This window comes from Actinomycetospora corticicola, assembly GCF_013409505.1.
Taxonomy (GTDB): Bacteria; Actinomycetota; Actinomycetes; order Mycobacteriales; family Pseudonocardiaceae; genus Actinomycetospora; species Actinomycetospora corticicola.
Map to the genome: position 1 here is coordinate 2,208,598 of NZ_JACCBN010000001.1, position 25,671 is coordinate 2,234,268.

Below are 25,671 nucleotides of genomic sequence, written 5' to 3' on the forward strand. Positions count from 1 at the left end.
ACAGAGGTCTATACCTCCTCCGTGGCGGTGACACGATCGACGGAGGTGGGCGCCAAGGTCGCCGCACTGTGCGCCGAACTCGGCCCCGGAGCCATGCTGCCAGGCGAGCGGGACCTGTCCACCCGGTTCGGGGTGTCCCGGGCGACCGTCCGCAAGGCCCTCGAGGAACTCATGGCCCGCCGGATCGTCGAGCGCCGCCACGGCGCGGGCACCTTCGTGCGCCGACCCGCGGTCGCGCAGCCGCTCATGGCCACCTCGTTCGGCGACGACATGCGGCGCCGCGGGCTGGAGCCGTCCTCCCGACTGCTGTGGTCGGACACCGTCGTCGCCGACACCGACCTCGCCGCCCGCCTCGAGATGCCCGGCGGCGAGCCCGTCCTGCGGGTGTGCCGGGTGCGCCTCGCCGACGGCGAGCCCATGACCCTCGAGACCCTCCACGTCCCGTCGTCCCGCGTGCCGGGGCTGACCGGCGACGACCTCGACGGCCCCTCCTCCTACTACGAGCTCCTCGCCGAGCGCTTCGACCGCCGGATCCGCTCGGGCACGCAGTCGGTCGCGCCCGTGGTGCTCGCGACGCGGGACGCCGAGCTGCTCGGGGTGCCGGCCGGCTCCCCCGCGCTGCATTTCGTGCGGACCTCGCGCGACCACCGCGGGGAGATCGTCGAGCGCGTCGAGTCCTACGCCCGCGGCGACCGCTACCTCATCGAGATGGACATCATCCCGCCCGGCGACGCGACCGCGGGCGCCGCGGTGCTCTCCGGCGCGGTGGTCCCGTGACGGTGGTGGCGGTCGATCTCGGCCGCTCGGGCGCCCGGGTCGCCGTCGACGGTGCCCGGTCCGTCCTGACGACGGGGGCGGGGCTCGGCGAGGGCGCCCCTGCGGTCGCCGCGGTGCTGCGCCGCGCCGTCGCTCCGGTCCCCCGCGCGGCGTGGACCCTCGCCGTGGGCGTCCCCGGCGCGCTGACGCTGCCCGCCGCGGCGGCCGAGCTCGCCGGGCTCCTGACGACGGGGTGGGACGGACCGGCCCCCGACTCGGTCGCCGTGACCTCCGACGTCGTCGCCTGGCACGTCGGCGCGTTCGGCGGCCACGACCCGGGCGTGGTGCTGGCGGTCGGGACGGGTGCGGTCGCGCTGGGGGTGGACCCGGCGGGGACGGTGCGCCGGGCGGACGGCCACGGGCTGCTGCTCGGGGACGCGGGCAGTGGCGCCGCGATCGGGCAGCAGGGGCTGCGGGCGGCGCTGCGGGCGCTCGACGGGGCCGGGCCCGCGACCGCGCTCACCGGACCGGCCCGCGAGGTGCTCGCCGGACGTCCCGCCTCCCCCGCCGCGTTCGCGACGTTCGCGCCGGCGGTGATCGCAGCGGCCGACGCGGGTGACGCGGTGGCCGGACGGATCGTCGAGGAGGCGGTGGCGGAGCTGGTGGCGACCGCCCGGGCGGCTCACGGTGGGGATGTCCTGCCACCGGAAGGCGTGGCCCTGGTCGGCGGGCTGGCCCCGTCCCTGGCCGACCGCCTCCGGGCCGCCGGCCTGCCCCTGCGCGACCCACGCGGCGACGCTCTCGACGGGCTGACCACCCTCGCGGCGGACACCGGCACCGCGCACGAGGCGAGCGTGACCCGTCGTCGGGACAGGGCACCGGCGACCGGGCCCGCGGCCGACACGGACCGCCTCCCCACCGAGGGCGTCCGCCCCGGGTCCGAGGAGCTCGACGCCCTGCCGACCCCGGACCTCGTCGCCCAGCTCGTCGACGGGCAGGCGGCAGCTCCGGGAGCGGTCGCCGCGATGACCGACCCGCTCGCCCGGGCCGCGGAGCTGCTGGGCGCGGCGTTCCGGCGGGGCGGACGCCTCGTCTACACCGGGGCGGGTACGTCCGGGCGGCTGGCGATGCAGGACGCCGCGGAGCTGCCGCCGACGTTCGGGCTCGACCCCTCGCGGGCGATCGCGCTGCTGGCCGGCGGGCGCGACGCGGCCGACGCGGCGGTCGAGGGCGCCGAGGACGACGACGGGGCGGGGCGCGTCGACGTCGAGGACGCGGAGGTCGGCCCGGACGACGTCGTCGTGGGCGTCGCGGCCTCCGGGCGCACCCCCTACGTGCTCGGTGCGCTGGCCGCCGCCCGGGCGCGCGGGGCGACCACCGTCGCCGTCGTGAACGCGACCGGGAGCCCGGTGGCCGCGCTCGCGGACGTGGCGGTCGAGCTGGTGACCGGCCCCGAGGTGCTCGCCGGCTCGACGCGCCTGGCCGCGGGGACGGCACAGAAGATCGCCCTGAACACGCTGACCACCGCCGCGATGGTGCGGGCGGGCGCGACCTACGGGCCGTGGATGGTCGGGGTGCGCGTGACCAACGCGAAGCTCCGCCGCCGCGCCGAGCGCATCGTGCGGGACGCCGCCGGGGTGGACGACGACACGGCACGGGCGGCCCTCACGGCGGCGGGGGACGACGTCGCCGCCGCGGTCGTGGCCCTGCTCGCGGGCCTGGACTCCCCCGGGGCGCGCGAGCGGTTGGCAACGGCGGGGTCGGTGCGGGCGGCGGTCGATCCGGCGGTGGTCGGCCGGTGATCGTCGTGGGGATGCTGTCGGGGACCTCGGCGGACGGGCTGGACGTCGCGGTGTGCGAGATCGAGGTCGGGCCGACGACGACGCTCGCCGTCCGCCGGCACGAGGCCGTGCCGTGGCCGGACGGCCTGCAGGAGCGCCTGCTCGCGGTGCTGCCACCGGCCAGGACGACGGTCGGCGAGATCGCAGCGCTGGACCACGCGATCGGCCGGGTCGCCGCCGACGCGGCGACCGGACACGACGCGGACCTCGTCGCGTGGCTCGGACAGACCGTGTTCCACGGCATCTCCGGCGGCCGCGCGACCGGCGGGCTGCAGCTCGGGCAGCCCGCGTGGATCGCCGAGGCGACGGGACTGCCGGTGGTCAGCGACCTCCGCTCCACCGACATCGCCGCGGGCGGGCACGGCGCGCCCCTCGCGAGCACCCTCGACGCACTGTGGCTCGCGGGAGACGCAGCGCAGCGGAGCTCGACCCGTCAGGGCGGCCCGGACACCCGGATCGCGCTGAACCTCGGCGGGATCGCCAACGTGACCGTGGTCGCGCCGATCGACCCCTCCACCCCGCGTGAGGGGAACCCTCGCACCACGAGAGCGCTCGCATCCTCCCCTCACGTCACCGCCTTCGACACCGGCCCGGCCAACTGCTGGCTCGACGTCGTGGCGCAGCGGGCCACCGGCACCGCCTACGACGTCGACGGGGCGCTGGCAGCGAGCGGGGTCGTGGACGACGGGTTGCTGCGCCACCTCCTCGCCGAGCCCTACTACGCCGCACCCCCGCCCAAGACCACCGGCCGCGAACGGTTCACCGCCCCCGCGCTCGACGCCGCCGTCGCCCACGCCGCCCCCGGGATCGCGGACGCCGACCTCGCCGCCACCCTCGTCGCGCTGACCGCCCGCACGGTCGCGGACGCGTGCCGCGCGCACGGTGCGGTCGAGGTGGTGGGCTCCGGCGGCGGCATGACCAACCCGACCCTGCGCGCGGCGCTCGCCGCCGAGCTCGACCCGGTCCCGCTCGTGCCCGCCGACGACCGCGGCCTGCCCGCCGGCGCCAAGGAGGCCGTGCTGACCGCCCTCCTCGGCGCCCTGACCTGGCACGGCGTCCCCGGGGTCCTGCCCGGCGCCACCGGCTCGACCACCCCCCGCGTCCTCGGCCGGATCAGTCCCGGGCACCGGCCGCTGCGCCTGCCGGAGCCGGTCGCGGCCGTCCACCGCCTGGAGATCCGATGAGGCTCGGCGTGTCGGCCGCTCTGGTCGGTGGGGTGCTGCACCGCGGCGACGTGTCGGTGGTCGACGGGCGGGTCGACGCGGTCGGCCTGCCCCCTGCGCGCGGTGGGGCGGTCGCCGTGCCGGGCCTCGTGGACGTGCAGTGCAACGGCTACGCGGGGGTCGACCTCACCGCGGTCGGCGACGTCGACGAGGTGCACGCGTTCCGGGCCGCGCTGGCGCGCGACGGCGTCACGGCGGTGGCGCCGACCGTCATCACCGCCGCCCCCGACACCACCACCCACGCCCTGCGCGTCCTCGACGCCGCCCGCCCGGCCCCGCACGGCGCGCGCCTGCTCGGCGCGCACGTCGAGGGGCCGTTCCTCGCCCCGGCGCGGCGCGGGACCCACCCGCCCGAGTTCCTCCGCCCCCCCGACCCGGCGTCGTTCCAGGCCTTCCTGACGGCGGGTGCGGTCGCCCTCACCACGCTCGCGCCGGAGCTCGACGGGGCGGGCGCCGTGCTCGGGACCGCCCTGCGCGCGGGGGTGACGGTCATGGCCGGGCACAGCGACGCCACCGCCGCCGACGCGCACGCCGGGTTCGACGCCGGGATCGCCGGCGCCACCCACCTGTTCAACGCGATGTCGGGGTTCGACCACCGCTCCCCCGGTCTCGCCGCCGCGGCCCTCGCCCACCCCGGCGTCGTCGTCACGGTCATCGCCGACGGCCACCACCTCGACCCCGACGTGCTCCGCGTGATCGCCGCGGCCGCCCCGGGCCGCTGGGCGCTCATCACCGACGCGACGGCCGCCGCCGGGCTCGACCGGGCCGACGGCACCTTCCGGCTCGGCGACGTCGAGCTCACCCTCGCCGACGGCGCCGTGCGCAACCCCGACGGGACGCTCGCCGGCAGCGCCGCCACCCTCGCGGGCTGTGTGCGCGTCGCGGTCGGGGCCGGGATCGACCTCGCCGACGCCCTCGTCGCGGCCACCGCAACCCCGGCCCGGCTCGTCGGCGCCGCCCACCGCCCCCACCCCGACCTCGGCGCGCTCCGGCCGGGGGGTGTCGCCGACGTGACCGTCCTCGACGACGCCCTCGCCGTCACCCGCGTGCTCCTCGACGGCGTGGAGGTCGCGCCGTGAGGTCCGGGACCACGAGACACGGATAGGAGCCGGGATGCACGACATCGTCAACCTGGCCGTCATCGTCGCCTACCTCGTGGCGATCGCGGTGATCGGACTGAAGCTCTCCGGGCGGCAGCGCTCGGCCACGGACTACTTCACCGGCGAGCGGTCCCTGCCGTGGTGGGCCGTGATGTTCTCGATCGTCGCGACCGAGACCTCCACCCTCACCGTCATCAGCGTGCCCGGGGTGGCCTACGGCGGCTCGTTCTCCTACGTCGAGCTCGCGGTCGGCTACCTGATCGGCCGCACCCTCGTGGCGTTCGTCCTCATGCCGCTGTACTTCCGCGGCGACTTCGTCTCGGCCTACCAGTACCTGGGCCTGCGGTTCGGCCGGCACACCCAGGGGCTCGCGTCGCTGACGTTCCTCGTCACGCGGTTGCTCGCCGAGGGCGTGCGCCTGTTCGCGGGGGCCATCCCCATCAAGCTGCTGCTCACCGAGTTCGGGCTCGACGTGAACTACTTCGTCATCGTCCTCGTGATCACGGCGGTGACCGTGGCCTACACCTACGTCGGCGGGATGAAGGCCGTCGTCTGGACCGACTTCCTGCAGATGGGCCTCTACGTCGCGGGCGCGATCGTCTGCGTGGTCGTGCTCGCCACCCAGGTGGACGGCGCGGGCTGGGCGGCGGCCTGGGACGCCGGGAAGTTCACGGTCTTCCAGTTCGACGGACCGATCCTCAACAACCCGTACGCGTTCCTCACCGCCGTCATCGGCGGGGCGGTGCTCACCATGGGCTCGCACGGCTCCGACCAGCTGATCGTGCAGCGCGTGCTGTCGTGCCGGTCGCTGTCCGACGGGCGGAAGGCGATGATCGGCTCCGCCCTCGCGATCATGGTCCAGTTCGCGCTGTTCTCGCTGGTGGGCGCGCTGCTCTGGGCCCGCAACGGCGGGGCGTCGGTCACCTCGTTGGGGCTGTCGAGCACCGACGAGATCTTCCCGGCCTTCATTCTGAACGAGCTCCCGATGGGACTGTCCGGGCTGCTGGTGGCGGGCATCCTCGCGGCCACGATGGGCTCGCTGTCCTCGGCGCTGAACTCGCTGTCGACCTCGACGCTGGCCGACCTGGGCCGCGCGTGGCTGGGCTGGCGCCCGGCGGAGGGGACGATGCTCCGGGTCGCCCGGTGGATGACCGGGGCCTGGGCGGTGATCATGGTGGCGTTCGCGTCGCTGTTCACCTCGTCGAAGGACCCGGTGGTGGTCCTCGGGCTCGCGATCGCGTCGTACGCCTACGGCGCGCTGCTCGGCGCCTTCCTGCTGGGCCTGCTGGTCCGGCGCGCGGACGGGGTGGCGGCCTTCACCGCCTTCGTCACCACGCTCGTGGTGACCCTGGTCGTCGCGCTCGGCGTCTCGATCGACGGCAAGGCGCTGGCCTTCCCCTGGTTCGTCGTCCTCGGGGTGGTGGTCACGCTCGTCGTCGGGGGCCTGATCTCGCTGGTGCGGCCGCGCCGCGACCCGGCGCCGACCGGCGAGCCGGAGCCCGCCGTGCCGGCGTGAGCGGGCTCAGTACGCGATCGACCCGGCCTGGCCGGCCTTGGCGGCGGCGAGGAACGCCTGCCACTCGGCGCGGCTGAGCGTGAGCGTGCCCTGCTCGGAGTGTCCGCCGTGGCGCAGCTGGACCTGTCCGCCGTCGAAGCGCCACTCCACCTTGCTGGGGCCGCCGCTCGAGAAGGTGCTCGACTGCCAACGCTGACCCTGCACGTTCACTGCTGACCACTCCGGCCGTGTCGGAAACATGAACGTAACAAGGGTACGCGAAAGCGGCACGGCCCTCGACCTTCACCCGATCGGGGCGCCGCGCTCCATCGCCTCGCGCCACCGGGTGAGCAGGTCGAGCGCGAACGCGCGCTGCTCCGTGGTCCCCGAGCCGCCGGTGACCGCGATCGAGCTGCCGGTCTACCCGGTGTTCGGGCGGAAGTCCGCGACGGAGCTGTCGAACTCGGCGTAGGCGTCGTAGTCGAGGACCCGGTAGAGCTCGTCGCGGGTCTGCATCCGGTCCACGAGCCCGGCCTGGGTCCCCTCGGCGGCGAGCGCCGCGAGACCGTCGGCGATCGCGCCCATCGCCAGGCGAAGCAGGGTGACCGGGTAGATCACGGCGTCGACGCCGACGTCGGTGAGCTGCGCGACGGTGAGCAGCTCGCTGCGGCCGAACTCGGTCATGTTGGCCAGCAGGGGGACCTCGATCGCCGCGCGGAACCGTTCGAACTCCGCGGCGCCGGCCATGGCCTCGGCGAAGATCATGTCGGCGCCCGCGTCGACGTACCGGCGCGCCCGCTCGATCGCGGCGTCCAGACCCTCGACGGCGGCCGCGTCGGTGCGGGCGCAGAGCACGAAGTCGGGGTCACGGCGGGCGCCCACCGCGGCGGCGATCGTCCGCTCCATCGCCTCCGGCGGGCGGATGCGCTTGCCGGCGAGGTGCCCGCAGCGCTTCGGGTTCTCCTGGTCCTCGAGGTGGCACCCCGCGGCGCCCGCGTCCTCGAGGACCTGCACGGTGCGGGCCGCCGAGAGCGGCTCGCCGAACCCGGTGTCGGCGTCGACCAGCAGCGGGAGGTCGGTGACGCGGGCGACCTGCCCCGCCCGGCCCGCGACCTCGGTGAGGGTGGTCAGCCCGACGTCGGGCAGGGCGAGGTCGGCCGCGACCACCGCACCCGAGAGGTAGGCCCCCTCGAACCCCGCCTCCGCGATCAGGCGGGCCGCCAGCGGGTTCGGGGCACCGGGCAGGCGTTGCAGGGTGTCCGACGCCAGGCCCGCGCGGAACGCCCGCCGTCGCTGCGCGGGGGTCGTCGTCGTGTGCAGCACGGGATCCGACTACCCCGGCGCCGGCGCTGTCAGGCTGGACCGGTGACCGGCTCCACGGACCTCGCGCAGATGCTGGCGACGCTCGACGTCGTCGTCCGGGACGGAACGTTCGTCTACGCCACGGTGCCCGCCGGGCACCCGGCGACCGCGCGGGCCCACGCCGTGGTCGTCGAGGACGAGGGCGTCACGCTGGTCCTGCGGAGCACGGACGCCGAGGAGTTCGACGTGTCCGCCACGTTCGACGCGGCGTGGCTGACGCTGACGGTGCACTCCGCGCTCGAGGCGGTCGGGCTGACCGCGGCGTTCTCCCGCACGCTCGGCGACGCCGGGATCCCGTGCAACGTGCTCGCCGGGTTCCACCACGACCACCTGCTCGTGCCGGTCGACCACCGCGACCGCGCCCTCGCGGTGCTGCGGGCCCTGCGCGACGACGCGCGGGAACCACGCGGGGCCGGCGGGCGACCCGGCCGGTAGTCGTCCGGCGGGATCGCCCGTGTTCCCGTCCTCCCCGACCCGGGTCCGCACCGTCGTGTTCGCCGCCCCCGGTCGGTGTCCTCACGTCGGCCCGCCGTGCCCCACATCCACTCGCCGCGCGACGGGATCGCGGTGGGTGCTCACCCGCGCGGGGCGCACACCCCGCAGCGAGCTCACCACCGCGATCCCGTCGGCGCGCTCCAGGTCGGCGGGGTACAGGACCCGTTCGACGAGCTCGCCCCGGTCCACGAGGTCGGCCCGTCCCACGCCGGGCAGCGCGCCGCCGCCGAGCGGGGGCGTGTACCACCGGCCCCCGAGGCGCACCGCCAGCGACGCGATCGTCGTCTCGGTCACCTCACCGTCGGTGTTGACGAGGACGACGTCGTCGGCCTCCGGGCACGCGCGCCGGGCCGCGGCGAGCCGGCGCTCGTACGGGTCGCGGTCGGTGAGCTTGTGGTGCGGCCAGGACGCCCGGGCGTCGACGGGGTCGGAGAGCAACGGCGGGGCGAGGCGGACCGGGCGGCCGTCGTCGACCGGCAGGGCGGCGCACTGCACCTCGACCCGGCCGTCCCGGTGCAGCACCACCCGCACGCGGGCGTCCACCACGCCGGCGAGCTCCGCGTCGAGGACCGGCCGCACGGCGGTGGCGTCGAGCCCGAGGTACGCCGCGGAATCGGCGAGCCGGGCGAGGTGCCGGTCGAGGTGCACGGCGACGCCGTCGCGGACCGCGAAGGTCTCGAGGAGGCCGGCGCGGGATCCGCGGCGGGTGAGGACCGCGGCCTTCGCGCGCAGTTCGGCGTACTCGGCGGCCGCGTCGGAGTCCCACGTGACCCCGCCGCCGGTGCCGTAGACCGCGCGTCCCGTGGTGCGGTCGGCCACGACCGTCCGGATCGGCACGCTGAACTGCACGTCCGGCAGGCCGGTGCCGTGGCCGGGCGGCGCGACCCAGCCGACGGCGCCGCAGTAGACGCCGCGCGCGGAGTCCTCGAGCTCGGCGATCAGGCGCATCGTCGACCCCTTCGGCGCCCCCGTGACCGATCCGCACGGGAAGAGCGCCCGCAGCAGCGCCGTCACCCCGACGCCGGGTCGGGCCGTGGCGGTGACCTCGCTCGTCAGCTGCCACACGGTCTCGTAGCGCTCGGCGACGCACAGGGCCCCGGCCCGGACGGTGCCGTCGACCGCCACGCGCGCCACGTCGTTGCGCAGGAGGTCGACGATCATGACGTTCTCGGCGCGTTCCTTCGGGTCGCCGCGCAACCGCGCGACGACGACGTCGTCCTCGGCGGTGGTGCGCCCGCGCGCGGCCGTGCCCTTCATCGGCCGCAGCGTCAGACGATCGCCCTCGCGCCGGACGAACAGCTCCGGGCTCGCGCTGACCACCACGAAGCGCCCGAGGTCGAGCAGCGCGTGGTGCGCCCCGCGTTGGGCGTGGGCCAGGTCCGCGTAGAGCCCCGTGAGGTCGGGGTCGCCCACGAGGTCGAGCTCGCCGTCGACCCGGGTGGTGAGGTTGGTCTGGTAGGTCCGGCCCGCCGCGATGTGCTCGTGCACCAGGGCGACCCGGCGGGCGTGCGACGCGGCGTCCTCGCGCACGGTCCACCGCCCGGGCGCGGCGCCGGCCGGGGCCACCACCGGCACCTCCCACGGCGCCGTCGTGGTGAGCCCGAACCGGACCAGGGGCGGGCCGTCGGGGTCCGGTTCGCGGGTGACGAGGTGGGCATCGAGTCCGCCGGCGGCCTCGTAGGCGACGTGACCGTAGGCCCAGGCCCCGCGCGCGACGGCCGCGTCGAGGGCCTCCAGGACCGGGACCACCTCGTCCGGCCGGGTCGCGACGAGCAGGTCGTCCGGCGCGGCGAAGGCCAGGGCCCGCCCGGCCCGCAGGTCGTCGAAGCGGGCGCCGACGGCCGGGCGCGGCGTCACCGGTGGGGCCGCCGGACGGGGCCGACCAGCGCGCTGACCAGCACCACCGCGGTGGCCGGCGCCAGGACCAGCCACGGCGCGACGAAGGCGTACGTCCGTCCCTCCGCGAGCATCGCGCCCCACTCCGGCGTCGGCGGCTGCACACCGAGGCCCAGGAACGACAGGCCCGCCAGGGTCAGCATCGCGCCGACGAACCGGGCGGTGAACGCCTCGCGGAGCGGCGCCGCGATCGCGGGCAGCACGTGGACCCGCAGGATCCAGGTCGGCCCGGCGCCGAGCGAGCGGGCGGCGAGCACCCACTCCTCGGCCCGGGCCGCGACGGTGAGGCGGTGCGCCAGCCGCGCGAACGGCGCCCATCCCATCACCACGATCGCCAGGATGGCGGGTGCGAGCCCCGGGCCCAGCACCGCCGCCACCAGCAGGCCGACGAGCAGGGCCGGGAGCGCGACGACGAGGTCGACCACGGACTGCACGAGCGTCGCGACGATCCGCGCCCGCGTCCCGTCCAGCCACCCCGTCGCCAGCCCCAGCGCGGCCCCCAGGACCAGGCTCACCAGCACGGCCACGAGCCCGAGCCCGACGGTCCACCGGATGCCGCCCAGCACACGCACGAGGACGTCGCGGCCGAGCTGGTCGGTCCCGAGGAGGTGCCTTCCCGACGGCGGGTCGAGACGGTTCGCGAAGTCCGTCACGTCGATGGGCAGGTCGATCACGGCGACGACCAGCAGGGCACCCACCAGAGCGCACCGCACCGCGACGGCGGGCCTCACCGGAGTCTCGGGTCCAGGGCCCGCGACGCGACCTCGGTCGCCAGGGTCAGCAGCATCGCCGCCGCGACCACGACGACGAGCCCCGCCTGGACCGTCGGGAGGTCCCGGGAGCCGATGGCCTCGGCCAGCGTCCGTCCGAGCCCCGGGACGTCGAACACGACCTCGACCACCACCGCGCCGCCCAGCGTGCCGGCGAGGAACGGGCCGGCCTCCGCGAGCACGGCGGTGAGCGAGCGCGGGAGCACGTGGACCGCGAGCACCCGTCGTCGGGACAGGCCCTTGGCGACGGCGGTGGTGGTCGAGGGGTGCGCGAGGGCGACCCGGGTCTCGGCGCGCACGAGCCGGGCCGCGAGCGCCCCCGGGAAGAGCGCCAGCGTGAGCACCGGCAGGACCGCCCGGTCCGCGGTGCCCCATCCGAGGGCCGGCAGCCAGCCCGCCCACACCGCGAGCAGGAGCACGAGGGCCGGGCCGACCACGAACTCCGGCACCGCGAGGGCCGCCGCCCCGACGCGGTCGACGGCCCGGTCGGCCGTCCGCCCCGGTCGGTCCGCCGCGAGCACGCCGGCGGGGAGCGCGACCAGCACGGCGACGACGAGGGCCAGCAGCGCGAGCACGGCCGACACCCCGGCCGCGCCGAGGACCTGCGGGGCGACCGCGGCCCTCGTCGTGAAGGACCGCCCGAGGTCGCCGCGCAGCGCGCCCCCGAGCCACGCGAGGTACTGGTCGCGCAGCGGCCGGTCGAGCCCGAGTTCCGCCGCGAGCCGCGCCTCGGCCGCCGGGTCGGGCGCCGAGGCGAGGCTGCGCGACCGGATCACCGACCGGGTGACGTTCCCGCCCAGCAGCCGCGGCAGGCAGAACACGACCGCCGAGACGACGAGCAGGACCGGCGGGATCAGCAGGAGACGCCGGACGAGGAGTCCGGTCACCCGGCCGGCGCGAGCACCGGGAGCACCGGCCGGAGGTCGAGCGGGTCGGGCACGAAGCCGGTGACGCCCTTCTCGGCGGCGGTGTTGCGCGGGTGCACGATCGGCACCCCGACCGCGTCGGCGACCAGCATCCCCGCGGCCTGCCGGGAGAGCTCCGCCCGGGCTATGGGGTCGGACAGGGCGCCCAGCTGCGCCACCAGCGCGTCGAACGCCGGCGAGCAGTACCGGTCGATCGCGTACGACCCCCCGCAGGTGTAGTCCGAGGCCAGCGTGCCCGCGGCGTCCGGGAAGTCGGAGAGGTAGCTGCGCGAGTTCAGGAACATGTCGTAGCGGCCGGCGAGCACCTCGGGCTCCTGGGCGTCGTACTGCCCGACGGTGATCTCGGTGGTGATCCCGGCCGCCTGCAGCTGGCCGGCGATCGCCTGCGCGAGGACCGGGAGCTCCGGGCGGTTGGGGAAGGTCCACAGCCGGACCCGCAGCGGGTTCGCCGGCCCGTGGCCGGCCTGCGCGAGGAGCGCCTGCGCCCCGGCGACGTCGGCGGCGGGCGGGGCCTGGATCGAGCCGTAGGGCACGGCCGGGCCGAACAGGTCCGAGGCGGGCAGCGCGGATCCGCCGAGCACCTGGTCGGCGAGGACGGTGCGGTCGAGCGCGGCCGTGACGGCCTTCCGCACCCGGACGTCGGCGAACGGCGGGGCGGACTGGTTGAGCTGGAGCAGGATCGTGCGGGCCGAGGGGAACTCGGTGAAGGTCACCGCCGGGTCGGCCCGCAGCCCCGTCCGTGAGGTCTCGGGCAGGCCCTCCGCGAAGCCGACGTCGCCGGAGCGCAGGGCGAGCTCGCGGGTCTGCGGGTCGGTCACGTACCGGACGTCGACCCGGGCCGCCGTCGCCGGCTGGCCCCAGTAGCCGTCGTAGCGCTCGAGGGTCGCACCCTCGGTGCCCCGGACCTCCGTCATCCGCAGCGGCCCGGTGGCCGTGCCCACCGGCGACGGCTGCTGTCCCGTGGCGTAGGCGGCGGGCGAGAGAATCGAGGTGGTGCCCGAGCTCAGGCGCAGCGGCAGCACCGGGTCGGGCGCCGTGGTGGTGGCGCGGACCGTCATCGGACCCTCGGCCGCCACCCGGAGGCCGATGTCGGTGATCGCACGCGGCGGGGCGGGGCGACCGAGGACGTAGGTCAGGGCCGTGACGACGGCGTTCGCGTCGAGCGGTACCCCGTCGTGGAACCGCACGCCCTCGCGCAGGGCGAAGCGCCACGAGGTGCCGTCCTGGGTCCAGTCCGTCGCGAGGCCGGGCACCGGACCGCCCTGCCGGTCGAGCGCGACCAGCGGCTCGGCGACGCCGAGCTTCGTCAACAACCCGCCGTCGTCGGCGTCGAAGGCGTAGCCCGCCCGCGGCGGGAACTGCAGGGCGACCGACACGGCTCCGTCGCCGGTCGAGGCTCCTCCCCCGCACCCGGTGAGCAGGAGGGCGAGCACGACGACGACCGGGGCCAGGGCTCTCACGGTCGGGCATCATCTCATCATCCGATGAAGTATTGCGGCAGGGTCTCGGTCACACTGGCCGGGTGCTGCGCCTCCTGGACGAGTTCGTCACCGGTTGGGTGGACGACCCGCTGGCCGGGTTCGCCGTCGGGACCTTCGGCGCGACCGCGGAGTTCCTGCACCCGCCGGGTGTCACCGTCACCGTCGAGCACGCCCCCGGACTCCACACCGCCGTGTGCGACGAGGGCGCCCTGCGGCTCGACCTGCAGCACGGCTGCCTGACCCCGCGCGCGTGGCGCCGCCCGGTCGGGGTGGACGACTGGACGCAGGCCGTCGCGCTCTGCCTGCCCGTCGACCACGCGGCGGGGCCGGGCCGCACGGCCGTGACCGTGCTCGGCGCGGACCCCGACCCGCTCGTCGCCCCCGGCACCCTGATCGACCTCGGCCTCGGCGTCCCGCACCTCGAGGCCTGCATCCGCACGGACGACCGCGCCCTGGTCGACCGCTGCGCGGAGACCTCCGTGCTCGACGGCGGGCTCGTCGGGGCGATCGTCGCCTCCGGGGCCACGCGGGTGTTCCGGACGGTGATCGCCCGGGTCGAGGTGTGCACGCCGATCCCGCCGCCCGACGGGGAGAGCCCGCTCGGGCCGCACACCCACCTGCTGCCCGACCTGCTCGCCCACCGGCGGACCCACGCCGCGACGGACCCGATCCCCGACGGCGAGCTCGCGGTCGCCTCGGTCTTCCCGCCGCACCCGCTCCGGGACGCCCTCGGACGGGCCCACCCCTGGTACGCCCCCGCCGACGCCGCGTTCGACGCCGCTCTGGAGGCCTTCGGTGACCCCGATGAGCTCGCGGCCACGCGCGCCGCCCTCGCGGGCGGGCCCGCCCCTGCCGTCGAGAACGCCGCGACGCGTCGCGGTCGGCGGGTGGGAGCGCTGCGGGCGCACCGGGCGTGAACGCCGGCGATCACGAGCGTGGTCCCGGGAACGCCTCGGCCGCGGCCCGCAGGACGGCCGCGACGTGGCCCGCCTCGGTGACGTCGCGCGGCGGGAAGAGCAGCGTGTAGCTGCGCGGGAGTCCGCCCCGGCCGGCGAGCGGGTGCACCACGCCCCAGCCCCGCTCCTGCACCGTGTCGAGATCAGCGGGTGGGAGGACGACGTGACAGCTGCCGTCGACGGGATGGACGTGGGCGATCTCGTCGGTGCTGCCCCACCAGAGCGCAGCGTGATGCCGTTCCCACCGGCTCGTCGCCATCTGCAGGGGCGGCCGGCGGGCCAGGTCCTCGAGGTGCCGCTGCAGACCGACGACGAGCTCGTCCGGCGCCTGCTGGTCGACCACCCGGTGCGGCACCGGGTGCGGCGCCACGGTCGGTCGGGGCGCCGCGCGCCGCGGGAGGTTCTCGACCTCCTCCGAGGGTGGTCCCTCCTGGCTCCGGGACGGCGCCGGCAGGAGGGCGACCCCGCGCAGGGCGGTCACGCACACCCATCCCCACGGCGTCGGGGGCAGCCCACCCTGTCCGAGGGCGCGCCACGCCCGGTAGTCCCGGCGCGCCCAGGCTCCGGCGACCAGGGCGCCGGCGAGCACAGCTGCGCTCGTCACGGGACCCGTCCCCGGACGCTGCGCCGAGGTCCACTCCTCCACGACCCGCGACCGTACGCAGACGATCATGGTCCGGCCCGGCTGGTGTAGGTGTGGCCGGTCGGGGTGGTGGTCTCGACGGTGTGCGGGTGGTCGCCGAGCCCGTCGTGGACGACCCGGTGGCGCCAGCCGGGCAGTTCCTTGTCCTGGTTGTGGCGCACGCAGCCGCCGCGGCCGTTCCCGAAACTGGTCGGCCCGCCGGCTTTGGAGCCCGTGATGTGGTCGATGTGGCGGATCGGGGCGGTGCAGAACGCCTCACGGCACCAGCCGTGGTCGCGCCAGGTGATCAGCTTGGTGAGGAACCCGTCGAACAGGCGCCGTTGGGACTCCCCGCCGATCAGGGTGCCGTGGGCGGGGTGGGTGAACAGTCGCCGCCACCACCGCCGCCCCTTCGACGAGCCGAGGATGTCCCGGACGATGCCGGCGGGGAGCGGCCCGTGTCCGATGAGTTCCCCGGTGCCCGCGTCCTGGAAGTCGGTGAGCGTGTCGAGGGGCAGGACGATCCCGACCTCGACGTTCACATCCTCCGCGCGGGCCTGTCCCGTCAATCGCTCCACCAAGGCGTCGGCGACGATCTGATCCCGGCTGCGGCCGTCGGTGTCACCGGTGGCGATCAACGAGTCGGCGTGTTTCCGCAGGGCGGCCAGGCACGCGACGCCCTGCTCGACCGGCAGCAACCCGGAGAGCACGCTCATGGTGTCCGGCGCCGGCCGCAGCGTGACCCGCCGATCCTTCCGCGCTGTGCGCGCTCGGGCGACGAACCCGGCCGGGTCGGCTTCGTAGGCCACCTTCTTGATCGCCGCTACCGCTTGCTTGCGGCTCACCTCCTCGAGCCCGGCCTCGGCGCACTGCTTGTCCACGAGAGCGCGGAGTTCCGGGTCGAGGTGGTCGGTCAGCGACACGATCTGCTCGGCGAGGTACTCGCTGATCCGCCCGGCCACCAACGCGGCCCGGGTGCAGGGCAGGTCGGTCGCCAGCGCCCGCGCGACGGACAGGCGTCGGTCGGCGACGTGCGGGGGGACGTGCGCGGCGAGGGCGATCTGGTCGGCGATCCCGCGGCCGAGTTTCTCCGGGTCCAGCGAGCCGTCGTTGATGTGATCGATCTGTGCTTCGACCTGGGCGCGCCCGAAGGTGACCATCGCGGTGTGCTGGGCGGCGGCGACGGTGGAGCGCAGCTGTTCGAGGACCGCGATCCGATCCACGCACCCGGCGCCCTGATCGCCAAGAGCGGGCTCGGTGGGCAGCGAGGCGAGCTCGACCAGGCGGGCGTGGATCGCGGTCAGCTCGGCGCTGACCGCGTCCACCCCCTGGTTCGAACTCATGTTCGCAAGCTAGCAGCGACCCCCGACAATCACGGCCGTCGTGGAGGCCCTCACCTGAGACGACGCGGCGAACCTGTCACTGGACGCCAGCAACGACGCTTTCCTGCCACCCGGGAAGCGGGCCACCCGGGAGGCGGGCACGCGTCAGGAGCCCGGTGTGGCCAGCCCGCCCGCCTCCGGCGTCCCGGGAACGGCGATGCCCGCCGGCGCGGCGGAGGACGCCCCGGCCGTCGAGCCACCGACCGCGGGCACGAACGACCCGGCGCGGTAGTAGACCCACGTGTCGCCCGGACGGTGCCCGGTGCAGCCGGTGTCGGGCACCCGCACCGCCGCCGTGGACACGCAGACCTCGCTCGTGTCGGCGTCGCGCTGGAGCACGGCCGAGACCACGAAGAGCACGACGATCGCGCCGAGGCCGACCCAGACGGTGACGACGAAGCCCCCGCCGGCCTCCCGGATGCGCTCCCACGACGTCACGGGAGCTCAGTCTGCCGGACGGCCGACCGGTGGCAGGCTGGTGGCGCACACGAGGGGGAGGAAATCGGCGTGGCCGGACGCGTGACGAGTGACCTGTTGTTGGTGGGCAGTCTGCCCACGCCGTCCGCGGAGGAGGCGTTCCGGGCCGGCGCCGGTTTCGTCGGGCACCTCGTCCCCGCCCTTCCCGACGGCGAGGCGGGTCCGCTCGGGGCGTGGGTGGGCTTCGACCGGACACAGCTGCTCGAACCGCACCCCGATCTCGAGGTGCTCGCCCCCACCGGCTCCCCCACCGGCCGGGCGCGGCACGCCTACGACACCGCGCGGCTGACCGTGCGCGACGGCGTCGACGCTATCCGCTTCGACGCGTGGCCCCGCGTGCCGGTGATGCTCGAGTCGTACGCCGTGTTCCGCCGTCTGCGCGACGAGGGCGTGATCCCGGCCGGCCGGCGGTTCCAGGTCAACTTCCCGTTCCCGTCGAGCGTGTTCACGGCGGCCTTCAAGGACCACTACGCCCGCGACTGGGCGGTCGTCGGGCCGGCCCTGGAGGATCTGACGCGGCGGTCGATCGACGAGGTGCTCGCCACGGTCCCGGCGGACGACCTGGCCCTGCAGTTCGACGCGGCGTACGAGGTGCTCGACAACGAGCAGGTCCTCGGCTGGACCGAGGGCGGGCCGGACGGCGCGTGGGACCGCTTCGCCGGGCCGTGGTCGCGGCTCGCGGCGCACGTGCCCGCCGACGTCCTGCTCGGGCTGCACCTCTGTTACGGCACGTTCCCGGAGTGGCCGATGTTCGAGGCCCGGGACATGGGCCTGCTCGTGCGGATGGCGAATCACGCCGCCACGCACGCCGGGCGGCCGCTGGACTGGCTGCACCTCGCCGGGCCCCGCTACCTGCGCAGCGAGGACGCGTCGTTCTTCGCGCCGCTCGCCGACCTGCGGGTGCCGGAGACGCGGGTCTTCCTGGGCATCGTCCTGCCGCTCGACGGCGAGCTCGGGCTGCGCCGCCGGCACGCCACCGCGTCGCGGTTCCTCGACGACTTCGGGGTCGCGATGTACTGCGGCTTCGGGCGCCAGCCGGGCCAGGACCCGGCCGAGACGCTGCGCGAGCATGCCGCGGTGGTGAGGGACGTGCTCGGACGATCCTGAGCCGAGCAGGTCGGCCCTCGGCGCGGTCCCGTCAGTTCGCGCTCACTCCACGGTGATCGTCAGGAACGAGCGGCTCTCCCGCCCCAGGGAGTCCACGGCGGTGTAGGAGACCTGGTCCAGCTGCGGGGCGTCAGGGTCCGGACGCGACGAGGCGTCCTTGAGCACGTAGGTGTAGCTGCCGTCGCGGTTGATCGTGGTGGTGCCGTACGTCCCTTCGACCTCCGTGGGGTTCTTCACCGTGAGGGGGTTGTCCGCGGTGTTGGGGGTGTCGTTGCTCAGGACGTTGCCCGTCGCGAGGGGACGGTCGTCGGACACCGTTGCGACGTCGGGGTTCGCCTTCGGCGCGGGGGGCTGCACCGTGATCGACACGGAGGCAGGGGCGCTGGCGCTCCGGCCGTCGCTCGCGGTGTAGGTGAAGCTGTCCGCGCCGGCGTAGCCCTGCTGCGGCGTGTACGTGAACGACCCGTCAACGTTGAACACGAGCGTCCCGCGCGTCGGCGGCGCGGACACGCTCGCCGTGAGCGGGTCGCCGTCGGGGTCGTTGTCGTTGGCCAGCACGCCGGGAGCGGCGACGGTCAGCGCCGTGTCGTTCGGGGTGCTGTAGCTGTCGCCCTGCGCCCTCGGCGCCTGGTTGACGGGCGGGGTCGTGGTGGTCGTCGTCGGGGTGGTCGTCGTCGGGGGCGTCGTCGGGGTGCTCCCGGCGACGACGAGGTTGCCGTTGGAGACGGTGCCCTGGACGGTCCGGCCGTCGACGGTCGCGCTGACGGTGTCCCGGCCGGCACCGTTCGGGTTGGCGCGGTCGGCGACGACGGCGCGGAAGGCGACGTTCTGCCCGCGCGACGTGCGGACCGTGCCGACGACCGTGGCGCTGTCGGACGCCGTGCCCGCGCCCCGGGTGACCGAGGAGATGCCGGTGCACGACGCGGCGAGCCCGGGGCCGCTGACGGCGCAACGACCGGTCCCGCCGGCGGCGGTGCCGCGGACGTCGAGGCTGAGGTTGTAGGTCTGCCCGGCCGAGCGGAACTGGGCGGCCCCGGAGACGGTCACCGTCGGGGCGGTGCTCTGCGCAGGCGCCGCGGTGGCGACGACCGCTCCTCCCACCAGCAGCGCCGTGGCGAGCACACCCGCCGATCCCGCTGCCACCATCGACCGACGATCCATCACGAAACCCACGAACGCTCCTGTCACCACGACCTCGACGGCACGAATCGGACGGGACGTTAACGATCAGGCCGCAGCGGCACCCTGGGGAAAATTCCTAGGTCCTGGCGCGAGGTGGATCGGGACGCCGGCCGCTCCCGACCCGGAACGCACGAACGGCACCCCCGCCGCCCCGAGAGGCGCGAGGGTGCCGTTCGATCACCGCGAGGACCTCAGGCTGCGACGGGCTCCTGCGCCGCGCGGCGCGCGTCGGCCTCGGCGGCCGGCGTGCTGGTCGCGTTCTCGCGGCGCAGCCCCTCCGACTCGTGGGCCTCCTGCTCGGCCGCGAACTTCTTGTTCGGCAGCGCGAGCCGCCAGATGGTGCGGATCGACTTCCAGAACTGCTTCGGGAACGGCCCGATGTTGTACGGGAGGTCGTACTTCGCGCAGATCTCCTTGACCCGCTCCGCGATCTCCGGGTACCGGTTCGACGGCAGGTCGGGGAACAGGTGGTGCTCGATCTGGTAGCCGAGCGAGCCGGACATGACGTGCATGAGCCGGTTGCCGGTGAAGTTCGCCGAGCCCAGCAGCTGGCGAAGGTACCACTCGCCCTGCGTCTCGTTCTCGAGCTGGTCCTCGGTGAACACCTCGGCGCCGTCGGGGAAGTGCCCGCAGAAGATGATGGCGTAGGACCACACGTTGCGGATGAGGTTCGCCGTCAGGTTCGCGGTGAGGGTCGTGATGAAGAACGGCCCGGTCAGCAGCGGGAAGAGGATGTAGTCCTTGCCCATCTGCTTGCGCATCTTGCGCCCGACCTGCTCGAGCTTGGCCTTGAACTCCTCCGGGTCCTGGATGTCCCGGCGCAGCAGGCCCTCGATGTCGAGGTCGTGGATCGCCACGCCGTGCTGGAACAGCAGCATCAGCAGCGTGTTGAAGACCGGCTGCCCGAGGTTGACCGGGTTCCACTTCTGGTCCGAGGTGACCCGCAGGATCTCGTAGCCGACGTCCTTGTCCTTGCCGAGGACGTTCGTGTACGTGTGGTGCAGGTAGTTGTGCGAGTGCTTCCACTGCTCGGCGGGGCAGACGTTGTCCCACTCCCAGGTGGCCGAGTGGATCTCGGGGTCGTTCATCCAGTCCCACTGGCCGTGCATGACGTTGTGGCCGATCTCCATGTTCTCGAGAATCTTGGCCACGCCCAGCAGGGCGGCGCCCGCCATCCAGAGCGGGGGCACGACGCTACCGAACAGAGCCGCACGGCCCGCGATCTCGATGCGGCGCTGGGTCTTGATGATCGACCGGATGTACTCCTCGTCGGCCGCACCGCGCGTCGCCTCGACGTCGCGGCGGATCTGGTCGAACTCCTCGCCGAGGGCCTCGACGTCGGCCTCGGTGAGGTGGGCGAATTCCTTGATGTCGGAGATGGCCATGGTGGTGGCTCCTCTCTTACAGGTCGACAGTGCAGTCACCGGAAGCGGCGGTGACGCAGGTCTGGACGGTGCGGGTGGACTGGTCGGTGTCGGCGACGCGCGACTCGGTGCCGTCGCGCAGGTCGCGGACCGCGCCGCTGCTCAGGGGCGCGACGCAGGTGTGGCAGATGCCCATGCGGCAGCCGAAGGGCATCGGGATGCCGGCCTGCTCGCCGGCCTGGAGGACGGTCGTGGCGCCGTCGGTCTCGACGGTGCGACCGCTGCGGGCGAACGTGATGGTCCCGCCCTCGGCGGAGCCGGAGAACGAGGCCGCGAACCGCTCGAGGTGCAGCGCGTCGGTGCGGCCCGCGTCGGCGAAGGACTTCTCGGCGTCGTCGAGCATCTCGGCGGGGCCGCAGGCCCAGGTCTGGCGCTCGCGCCAGTCCGGGACGACGTCGTCGAGCCCCGCGGGGAGCGCGAGGTGCCCCTCGGTGCGGGTGTGGCGCTGCACGATCCGCCACGACGGGTGGCGGCGGGCCAGCAGGTCGAGCTCGTCGGCGAACAGGGCCCGGTCGGCGTCGGGGGCGGAGTGCACGAGCACCACGTCCTCGCCCGCGTCCGGACGCCGGTCCAGCGACCGCAGCATCGCCATGACCGGGGTGATCCCGGAGCCCGCCGTCAGGAAGAGGACCTTCTCCGGCAGCGGGTCGGGCAGGACGAACTCGCCGGCCGGCGGGGCCAGGCGCACGACGGTCCCGGGCTCGACGCCGTTCACGAGGTGCTGCGAGGCGAACCCGTCCGGCATCGCGCGGACGGTGATCACGAGCCGCTTGCCGTCGCGGGCGGGCGGCGTGGTCAGCGAGTACGAGCGCCACACGAAGCGGCCGTCGATCGCGACCCCGATGCCGATGTACTGGCCGGCGGCGTGCGGGAAGTCCCAGCCCCAGCCGGGCTCGACGACGATCGTCGCCGCGTCCTCGGCCTCGGGGGTGACGCTGACGATACGGCCCCGCAGCTCTCGGGCGGACCACAGCGGGTTGATCAGGGTCAGGTAGTCGTCGGGGAGCAGCGGCGTGGTCAGGCGGGTCGCGAGGTCCCGCCAGCGCCGGGCGCGGCTCGAGAGTGCGGCCGTCACGGTGTCTCCTCTGCCTGGTGAATTGCTAGGTACCAGAAGTACCGGACACCTGAGGTTACCGCTACCCGCGGTACCGAAAACACGGCACGATCCGGCTCACAGTCGCGTCTGTGCGCCCGGTCACCCGGCTCCGAGCCCGGTAATTAGTTCCCGACGACGGGCTCCCACGGCCTGCTCCCCCTCGGTTGACTCGATCTCGACCGACTCGTGAGGAGAACCCGTGACGCTCGTGGATCTGGTGGTGCTCGCCGTCGTCGCCCTCGCCGCCTGGCGCGGCTGGCGGCGGGGCGGGACGTCCCTGGTGCTCTCCCTGGCCGGGGCCGTCCTCGGGGTGATCGCGGGTGCCGCGATCGCCGGGTGGTGGGACGCCGCGTCCACCCCGTTGCTGATCGCCTGCGTGCTGGTGGCCGGGCTGATCGGCCTGGGCCTCGGGCGTCGGCTCGCCGACACCCTCGCCGCACGCGCCGGGGGCCGCTACGCGCGGCCGGTGCTCGTCGACCGCATCGTCGGGGTGGTGGCGCACGGCGGGCTGGCGCTGGTGGTCTGCGTCCTGGCCGGCGCGGCCGCGATGGCGGTCGGCCCGGCGTGGGCCTCGCGGGCCGCCGAGGGCAGCGGGGTCCTGACGACGGCCGCCGACCACCTCCCCACCCCCGCGCAGGTCGCGGGCCAGGTGCCGGGGCTGGAGCGGGTCACCGCCATCGGGGCGGACCGATGACCAGGACGAAGCTCGTCACCGGCGGCGTCCTCGCGGGCGTGCTGCTCCTGTGGTGGACCACCGGCTCGCTGCTGGTCGCGGTGCTGATCGTCGTCCTGGTGGCGCTCGCCGCGGGGCTCGTCGTCGTGGTCGCGGCCTGGGCGCGTCCGCGTCCGGAGCCGCTCGCCACTCCCCCGTCCACCACCGCGACCGTCGACCTGGCGGCGGCCCCGTCCGGGGGCGCCCCGGTCCGCCGTGTCCTGCGCACGCTGCTGGCCCGGCCGTGGGTGCACGGCGACGGCCTGCTGCGGGTCACCGCGGAGCGCCTCGACGGCGACGACGCCCTGGTGTGGACCCCGCGCGGGCAGCAGGTGGCCGCACCGCACCTCTGGGTGGAGTGGAACCCCGTCGACGGCGCCGAGATCGCCGGACGGCGCCCGCTCGAGGCGCTCGCCCGCGAGCTCGCCGAGGGCTACGTCGAGCACGGCCGCGAGCGCGGGGTGCGCCGCCTGGCCGAGCGCACCTGGGTGCACCTCCTGGTCTCCGACGACGTGCCCCTCGGGCGCGCCGTCGTCACCGCGGCCTTCTCGGAGCCGCAACGGACGCCCGTCGCCGCCGCGTGTGCGGCGACGGCGACCCCTCTCGCCCCGGCGCGGGGAGCGGGAGGGGGATCGGCCCGGATCGGGACGGGTCGTGTCGGGGACGGCCGGGGCAGCGGTCCCGTCCCACCGGGGTCCGGGGGCGGGAGGCGCGCCCCCGGATTCCCGGTTCTCCCGGCGCCCCGGTCCGGTGGACGTGGCGAGCCGCTGACGTCCGTCGTCGGCGACGGGCCACGGCCGGCACGCGGGGGCGGCGCCCTCGCGGCGCTCGCCACCCGGGTCGGGGCGGTCCCCGCGGCGCTGCGCACGCTCGTCGTGCGGCGCACCGCGGCGGTGCTCGTCGTGGAGGACGCGGCGGGCGCGCGGCTGACCGACACCGAGCTGACGGGCGCGACCGAACTGGGCCGCGACCCCTCCGCGGGCCTCGTCGTCGAGCACCCCGGGGTGTCCTGGCGCCACCTGCGCCTCGCGCCCGATCGCACGGGCCGCTGGATCGCGACCGACCTCGGGTCCACCAACGGCACCCGCGTCGACGGGCGGCGCATCGAGGGCCCGACCCCGCTGCCGCCCGGGTCCGAGATCACGCTCGGCTCCGACGGTCCCCGGCTCCGCCTGCTCACCGCGGAGGGGACCGACCCGGCCCCGACCACCCAGGTCCTCGCCCGGGGATACTGACGCCGTGCGGCTGCCGGGCGTCGGGCGTCTCCCCCTGGGCGGGTTGGCGCTGCTCGACGTCCGCACCGAGCGGCGGCTCTCCGTGCCGTGGGGCGACACGGCCACCATCGGGCGCAACGCCGCCGGCGACCGGCACGTCCACGTCGACGACGACCAGGTCTCCCGGGTCGCCGCGGAGATCGAGATCCGGGACGACGCCTACCTCGTGATCAACCGGCAGCGCCACGGCGGGCAGCTGACCCTCGTGGTACCCGGCGTCGCCGGTCAGGACCGGATCCGTGCCGGCAACGGTCTGCTCGTCCGCGACTCGCGGGCCTCGCTCGGCCTCTGGCTGGCCGACGGACGCGAGGTGACGCTGGCACTGCTCGCGTTCGCCCCCACCGCCGCGGCGGCCGACCGCGACGACCTCACCGGCGGCCGGACCGTGAACGCCGAGCTGCCCACCGACGAGACGTGGTGGTCGGTGCTGGTCGCCGCGTGCGGGCCGACCCTCATCGCCGCCGCCCTGAGCCCGGACGGGACCGCGCGCGACGTTCACGGTGACGCCGACCAGATCGCGGGCTGGCACCGCACCTCGGGCCGGCCCGTCCCGAGCCCGAAGACGCAGAGCGAGGCCTTCCGGCACGCCCAGCGCTGGTTGCGCGGGGTGCGCCTGAACGACAAGACCCGCGGGTGGCGGGTGGCCGTCGTCGACCAGGTGATCGGCCTCCGGCTGGTGACCCTCGACGACGTCCGGCGGCTCTTCCCGGCCGAGGTCCCGACCCCCCTCGTTCCCCGGCCGTCCTGACGGTTCGCGCCGTGTCCTCTCGCCCCCCGGGGGTGTGAGGTCGTACGGTGCTCAATCGTGTCGCGTCACGCGACGTGAAGGGGGGCCGCGTCACCGTCCATACCGGACGGGTGACGTGCTGTACGCGTCGGACGGAGTGCGCGGTCGGTCTTCACCACCGAGGACGACTCCTCGTGACCGCCCGTACCGCCGTTCGGCGCCCTGGGGGAACGGGGACGAGATGACTGGGGACGACGACCGGAAGGCCGGGAGCGGCGAGACCGACGGGGCGGGGAGGGGCCGGGGGCGGCCCACGACGCCCGACCGGCTGCGGGGAGCACCGGGCTTCCTCGCACGCCGCCTCTACCAGGCGTACGCCGCCGCGTGGTTGCGGCACGTGGACACGACGCTCACCGGACCACAGTTCGCGGTGCTCACGGCGGTCCGCGAGTACCCGGAGGTCGACCAGGGGTCGCTGGCCGCCAGTGTGGCGCTCGACCGCTCGACCATGGCCGACGTGTGCAAGCGGCTCGAGGACCGGGCCCTGATCCGCCGGGACACCGCACCGTCCGACGGTCGGCGCAAGCTGCTGTCGATGACCGACCAGGGCTCCGCGCTCCTGGACGACGTCACCGCCAAGGTCGCCCGCCTCAACGCGGACCTCATGGGCGTGCCCGACGGCGCGGCCGACTCCGACGGCGAGCTCGCCGGCCTGCTCGGTGAGCTGGACCGGCTCTGCAGCCGCTGGGAGAAGGTGGCCGAGGGCTGACCGCGCCGGTCCGGCCGCGGCCGCACCGTCACGCGGCGCCCGCGCAGGCGGCCTCGCCGGGCGGTGGGCCGAGCGGGTCGGACGCGTCGACGTCGACGACGGCACCGGCCGCGGAGCGGAGCTCGCAGCGCACGACGGTGGCCGCGGGACGACCGGGCGGGCCCGCCACCCGCGCCCACAGCCAGTTGCCGTGCTCGTAGGGGACGGGCAGCACGACCGCCGGGCGCTGCGGGGACAGCTCGACCGGTGTGGCGTCGACCCCCTCCCCCTGCAGTCCGGAGGGGTTCCGCTGCCGGGTGTCGAACCAGACGGTCGTCGGCTCGTCGGTCTCCGCGGACACGGTCAGCGTCATCGCCGGTCGGGTGTCGGTACCGACGTCGGCGTCGGTGCGGATGCCGGTGGCGGGGGCGCACCCGGTCAGGAGACACACCCCGGCGCCGCACGTCGCGGCGAGCAGCCGCACGATCCTGGTCCCTGTCCTCGTCACCCGGGCCTCCGCCTCGCCGCCGTCGCCGTCGGTACGCCACGGTGCAGGCACATCGACGGCGGAGCATCGGCTCGGTGGGACACATCCGCGCGGCGGCCTTCCACCCACGGG

The 25,671-nt window shown here is 75.4% G+C and carries 25 protein-coding genes; 12 read left to right on the forward strand and 13 right to left on the reverse strand.

The window, feature by feature from the left end:
• Window positions 1-45: 45 nt before the first annotated feature.
• The 5 genes from BJ983_RS10570 to BJ983_RS10590 are packed head-to-tail and all read left to right on the forward strand — an operon-like array spanning window position 46 to window position 6,436.
• Window positions 46-777 carry a GntR family transcriptional regulator gene (locus tag BJ983_RS10570; RefSeq protein WP_343054007.1) on the forward strand — a complete coding sequence of 244 codons (732 nt, stop codon included), beginning with the start codon at window positions 46-48 and terminating at the stop codon, window positions 775-777.
• Entirely contained in the window at window positions 774-2,558 is a 1,785-nt protein-coding gene (locus BJ983_RS10575; protein ID WP_179793755.1) for an N-acetylmuramic acid 6-phosphate etherase, read from the forward strand. Before BJ983_RS10570 ends, BJ983_RS10575 begins: the two co-directional genes overlap by 4 nt.
• On the forward strand, window positions 2,555-3,781 hold the full coding sequence (locus BJ983_RS10580; RefSeq protein WP_179793756.1) for an anhydro-N-acetylmuramic acid kinase: 1,227 nt from the start codon (window positions 2,555-2,557) through the stop codon (window positions 3,779-3,781). The genes BJ983_RS10575 and BJ983_RS10580 overlap by 4 nt, the downstream gene beginning before the upstream one ends.
• On the forward strand, window positions 3,778-4,899 hold the full coding sequence (gene nagA / locus BJ983_RS10585) for an N-acetylglucosamine-6-phosphate deacetylase (RefSeq protein ID WP_179793757.1): 1,122 nt from the start codon (window positions 3,778-3,780) through the stop codon (window positions 4,897-4,899). The genes BJ983_RS10580 and nagA overlap by 4 nt, the downstream gene beginning before the upstream one ends.
• A 34-nt stretch (window positions 4,900-4,933) precedes the next feature.
• Window positions 4,934-6,436, forward strand: coding sequence for a sodium:solute symporter (locus tag BJ983_RS10590; RefSeq protein WP_179793758.1), 1,503 nt, complete (start codon window positions 4,934-4,936; stop codon window positions 6,434-6,436).
• Window positions 6,437-6,442: 6 nt separating this feature from the next.
• Here the strand turns inward: BJ983_RS10590 and BJ983_RS10595 are convergent, their stop codons facing one another.
• Together BJ983_RS10595 and prpB are read right to left on the reverse strand one after the other, a co-directional pair.
• On the reverse strand, window positions 6,443-6,640 hold the full coding sequence (locus tag BJ983_RS10595) for a DUF397 domain-containing protein (protein ID WP_343054009.1): 198 nt from the start codon (window positions 6,638-6,640) through the stop codon (window positions 6,443-6,445).
• Window positions 6,641-6,835: 195 nt separating this feature from the next.
• On the reverse strand, window positions 6,836-7,738 hold the full coding sequence (gene prpB / locus BJ983_RS10600) for a methylisocitrate lyase (RefSeq protein ID WP_179793759.1): 903 nt from the start codon (window positions 7,736-7,738) through the stop codon (window positions 6,836-6,838).
• Window positions 7,739-7,780: 42 nt separating this feature from the next.
• Here prpB and BJ983_RS10605 point away from each other — a divergent pair, with 42 nt between their 5' ends.
• Window positions 7,781-8,212 (forward strand): ACT domain-containing protein, encoded by a 432-nt coding sequence (locus BJ983_RS10605; RefSeq protein WP_179793760.1) that lies wholly within the window; start codon window positions 7,781-7,783, stop codon window positions 8,210-8,212.
• A gap of 81 nt (window positions 8,213-8,293) precedes the next feature.
• Here the strand turns inward: BJ983_RS10605 and BJ983_RS10610 are convergent, their stop codons facing one another.
• The 4 genes from BJ983_RS10610 to BJ983_RS10625 are packed head-to-tail and all read right to left on the reverse strand — an operon-like array spanning window position 8,294 to window position 13,324.
• Window positions 8,294-10,129, reverse strand: coding sequence for a chorismate-binding protein (locus BJ983_RS10610; RefSeq protein WP_179793761.1), 1,836 nt, complete (start codon window positions 10,127-10,129; stop codon window positions 8,294-8,296).
• Window positions 10,126-10,866: an ABC transporter permease subunit gene (locus tag BJ983_RS10615; RefSeq protein WP_179793762.1), complete on the reverse strand. Its 741-nt coding sequence runs from the start codon at window positions 10,864-10,866 to the stop codon at window positions 10,126-10,128. Before BJ983_RS10615 ends, BJ983_RS10610 begins: the two co-directional genes overlap by 4 nt.
• A gap of 29 nt (window positions 10,867-10,895) precedes the next feature.
• Window positions 10,896-11,825 carry an ABC transporter permease subunit gene (locus BJ983_RS10620; protein WP_179793763.1) on the reverse strand — a complete coding sequence of 310 codons (930 nt, stop codon included), beginning with the start codon at window positions 11,823-11,825 and terminating at the stop codon, window positions 10,896-10,898.
• Complete coding sequence (locus BJ983_RS10625) at window positions 11,822-13,324, reverse strand: ABC transporter substrate-binding protein (protein WP_179793764.1); 1,503 nt, start codon at window positions 13,322-13,324, stop codon at window positions 11,822-11,824. The genes BJ983_RS10620 and BJ983_RS10625 overlap by 4 nt, the downstream gene beginning before the upstream one ends.
• A 62-nt stretch (window positions 13,325-13,386) precedes the next feature.
• On the opposite strand from BJ983_RS10625, the gene BJ983_RS10630 reads away from it, so the two are divergent.
• Entirely contained in the window at window positions 13,387-14,262 is an 876-nt protein-coding gene (locus tag BJ983_RS10630) for a DUF6925 family protein (protein WP_179793765.1), read from the forward strand.
• 10 nt (window positions 14,263-14,272) lie between these two features.
• Here the strand turns inward: BJ983_RS10630 and BJ983_RS31620 are convergent, their stop codons facing one another.
• The 3 genes from BJ983_RS31620 to BJ983_RS10645 all read right to left on the reverse strand — a co-directional run bounded on the left by BJ983_RS31620 (window position 14,273) and on the right by BJ983_RS10645 (window position 16,743).
• Window positions 14,273-14,905 (reverse strand): luciferase domain-containing protein, encoded by a 633-nt coding sequence (locus tag BJ983_RS31620; protein WP_179793766.1) that lies wholly within the window; start codon window positions 14,903-14,905, stop codon window positions 14,273-14,275.
• 65 nt (window positions 14,906-14,970) lie between these two features.
• A complete protein-coding gene (locus tag BJ983_RS10640; RefSeq protein ID WP_218890211.1) occupies window positions 14,971-16,266 on the reverse strand; it encodes an HNH endonuclease in 1,296 nt (431 codons plus the stop codon).
• A gap of 144 nt (window positions 16,267-16,410) precedes the next feature.
• Window positions 16,411-16,743: a hypothetical protein gene (locus BJ983_RS10645; protein WP_179793767.1), complete on the reverse strand. Its 333-nt coding sequence runs from the start codon at window positions 16,741-16,743 to the stop codon at window positions 16,411-16,413.
• A gap of 69 nt (window positions 16,744-16,812) precedes the next feature.
• Between BJ983_RS10645 and BJ983_RS10650 the strand changes: the two genes are divergently transcribed.
• Window positions 16,813-17,889, forward strand: coding sequence for a hypothetical protein (locus BJ983_RS10650; protein WP_179793768.1), 1,077 nt, complete (start codon window positions 16,813-16,815; stop codon window positions 17,887-17,889).
• A gap of 42 nt (window positions 17,890-17,931) precedes the next feature.
• Here the strand turns inward: BJ983_RS10650 and BJ983_RS10655 are convergent, their stop codons facing one another.
• The 3 genes from BJ983_RS10655 to BJ983_RS10665 form a co-directional block, all read right to left on the reverse strand.
• Window positions 17,932-19,035 carry a cadherin-like domain-containing protein gene (locus BJ983_RS10655; RefSeq protein WP_179793769.1) on the reverse strand — a complete coding sequence of 368 codons (1,104 nt, stop codon included), beginning with the start codon at window positions 19,033-19,035 and terminating at the stop codon, window positions 17,932-17,934.
• Between the two features lie 227 nt (window positions 19,036-19,262).
• Entirely contained in the window at window positions 19,263-20,456 is a 1,194-nt protein-coding gene (locus BJ983_RS10660) for a fatty acid desaturase family protein (protein WP_179793770.1), read from the reverse strand.
• A gap of 16 nt (window positions 20,457-20,472) precedes the next feature.
• Window positions 20,473-21,570, reverse strand: a complete 1,098-nt coding sequence (locus BJ983_RS10665; protein ID WP_179793771.1) for a 2Fe-2S iron-sulfur cluster-binding protein — start codon at window positions 21,568-21,570, stop codon at window positions 20,473-20,475.
• 220 nt (window positions 21,571-21,790) lie between these two features.
• On the opposite strand from BJ983_RS10665, the gene BJ983_RS10670 reads away from it, so the two are divergent.
• The 4 genes from BJ983_RS10670 to BJ983_RS10685 all read left to right on the forward strand — a co-directional run bounded on the left by BJ983_RS10670 (window position 21,791) and on the right by BJ983_RS10685 (window position 25,073).
• Window positions 21,791-22,285, forward strand: coding sequence for a hypothetical protein (locus tag BJ983_RS10670; protein ID WP_179793772.1), 495 nt, complete (start codon window positions 21,791-21,793; stop codon window positions 22,283-22,285).
• A complete protein-coding gene (locus BJ983_RS31625) occupies window positions 22,282-23,538 on the forward strand; it encodes an FHA domain-containing protein (protein WP_179793773.1) in 1,257 nt (418 codons plus the stop codon). Before BJ983_RS10670 ends, BJ983_RS31625 begins: the two co-directional genes overlap by 4 nt.
• Window positions 23,539-23,542: 4 nt before the next feature.
• The gene (locus tag BJ983_RS10680) at window positions 23,543-24,325 is read left to right on the forward strand and encodes an FHA domain-containing protein (protein WP_179793774.1); all 783 of its coding nucleotides are present in this window, start codon (window positions 23,543-23,545) and stop codon (window positions 24,323-24,325) included.
• A gap of 220 nt (window positions 24,326-24,545) precedes the next feature.
• Entirely contained in the window at window positions 24,546-25,073 is a 528-nt protein-coding gene (locus tag BJ983_RS10685; protein WP_179793775.1) for a MarR family winged helix-turn-helix transcriptional regulator, read from the forward strand.
• Between the two features lie 28 nt (window positions 25,074-25,101).
• Here BJ983_RS10685 and BJ983_RS10690 read toward each other — a convergent pair whose 3' ends face one another.
• Window positions 25,102-25,536, reverse strand: a complete 435-nt coding sequence (locus BJ983_RS10690; protein WP_218890213.1) for a hypothetical protein — start codon at window positions 25,534-25,536, stop codon at window positions 25,102-25,104.
• Between the last annotated feature and the right edge of the window lie 135 nt (window positions 25,537-25,671).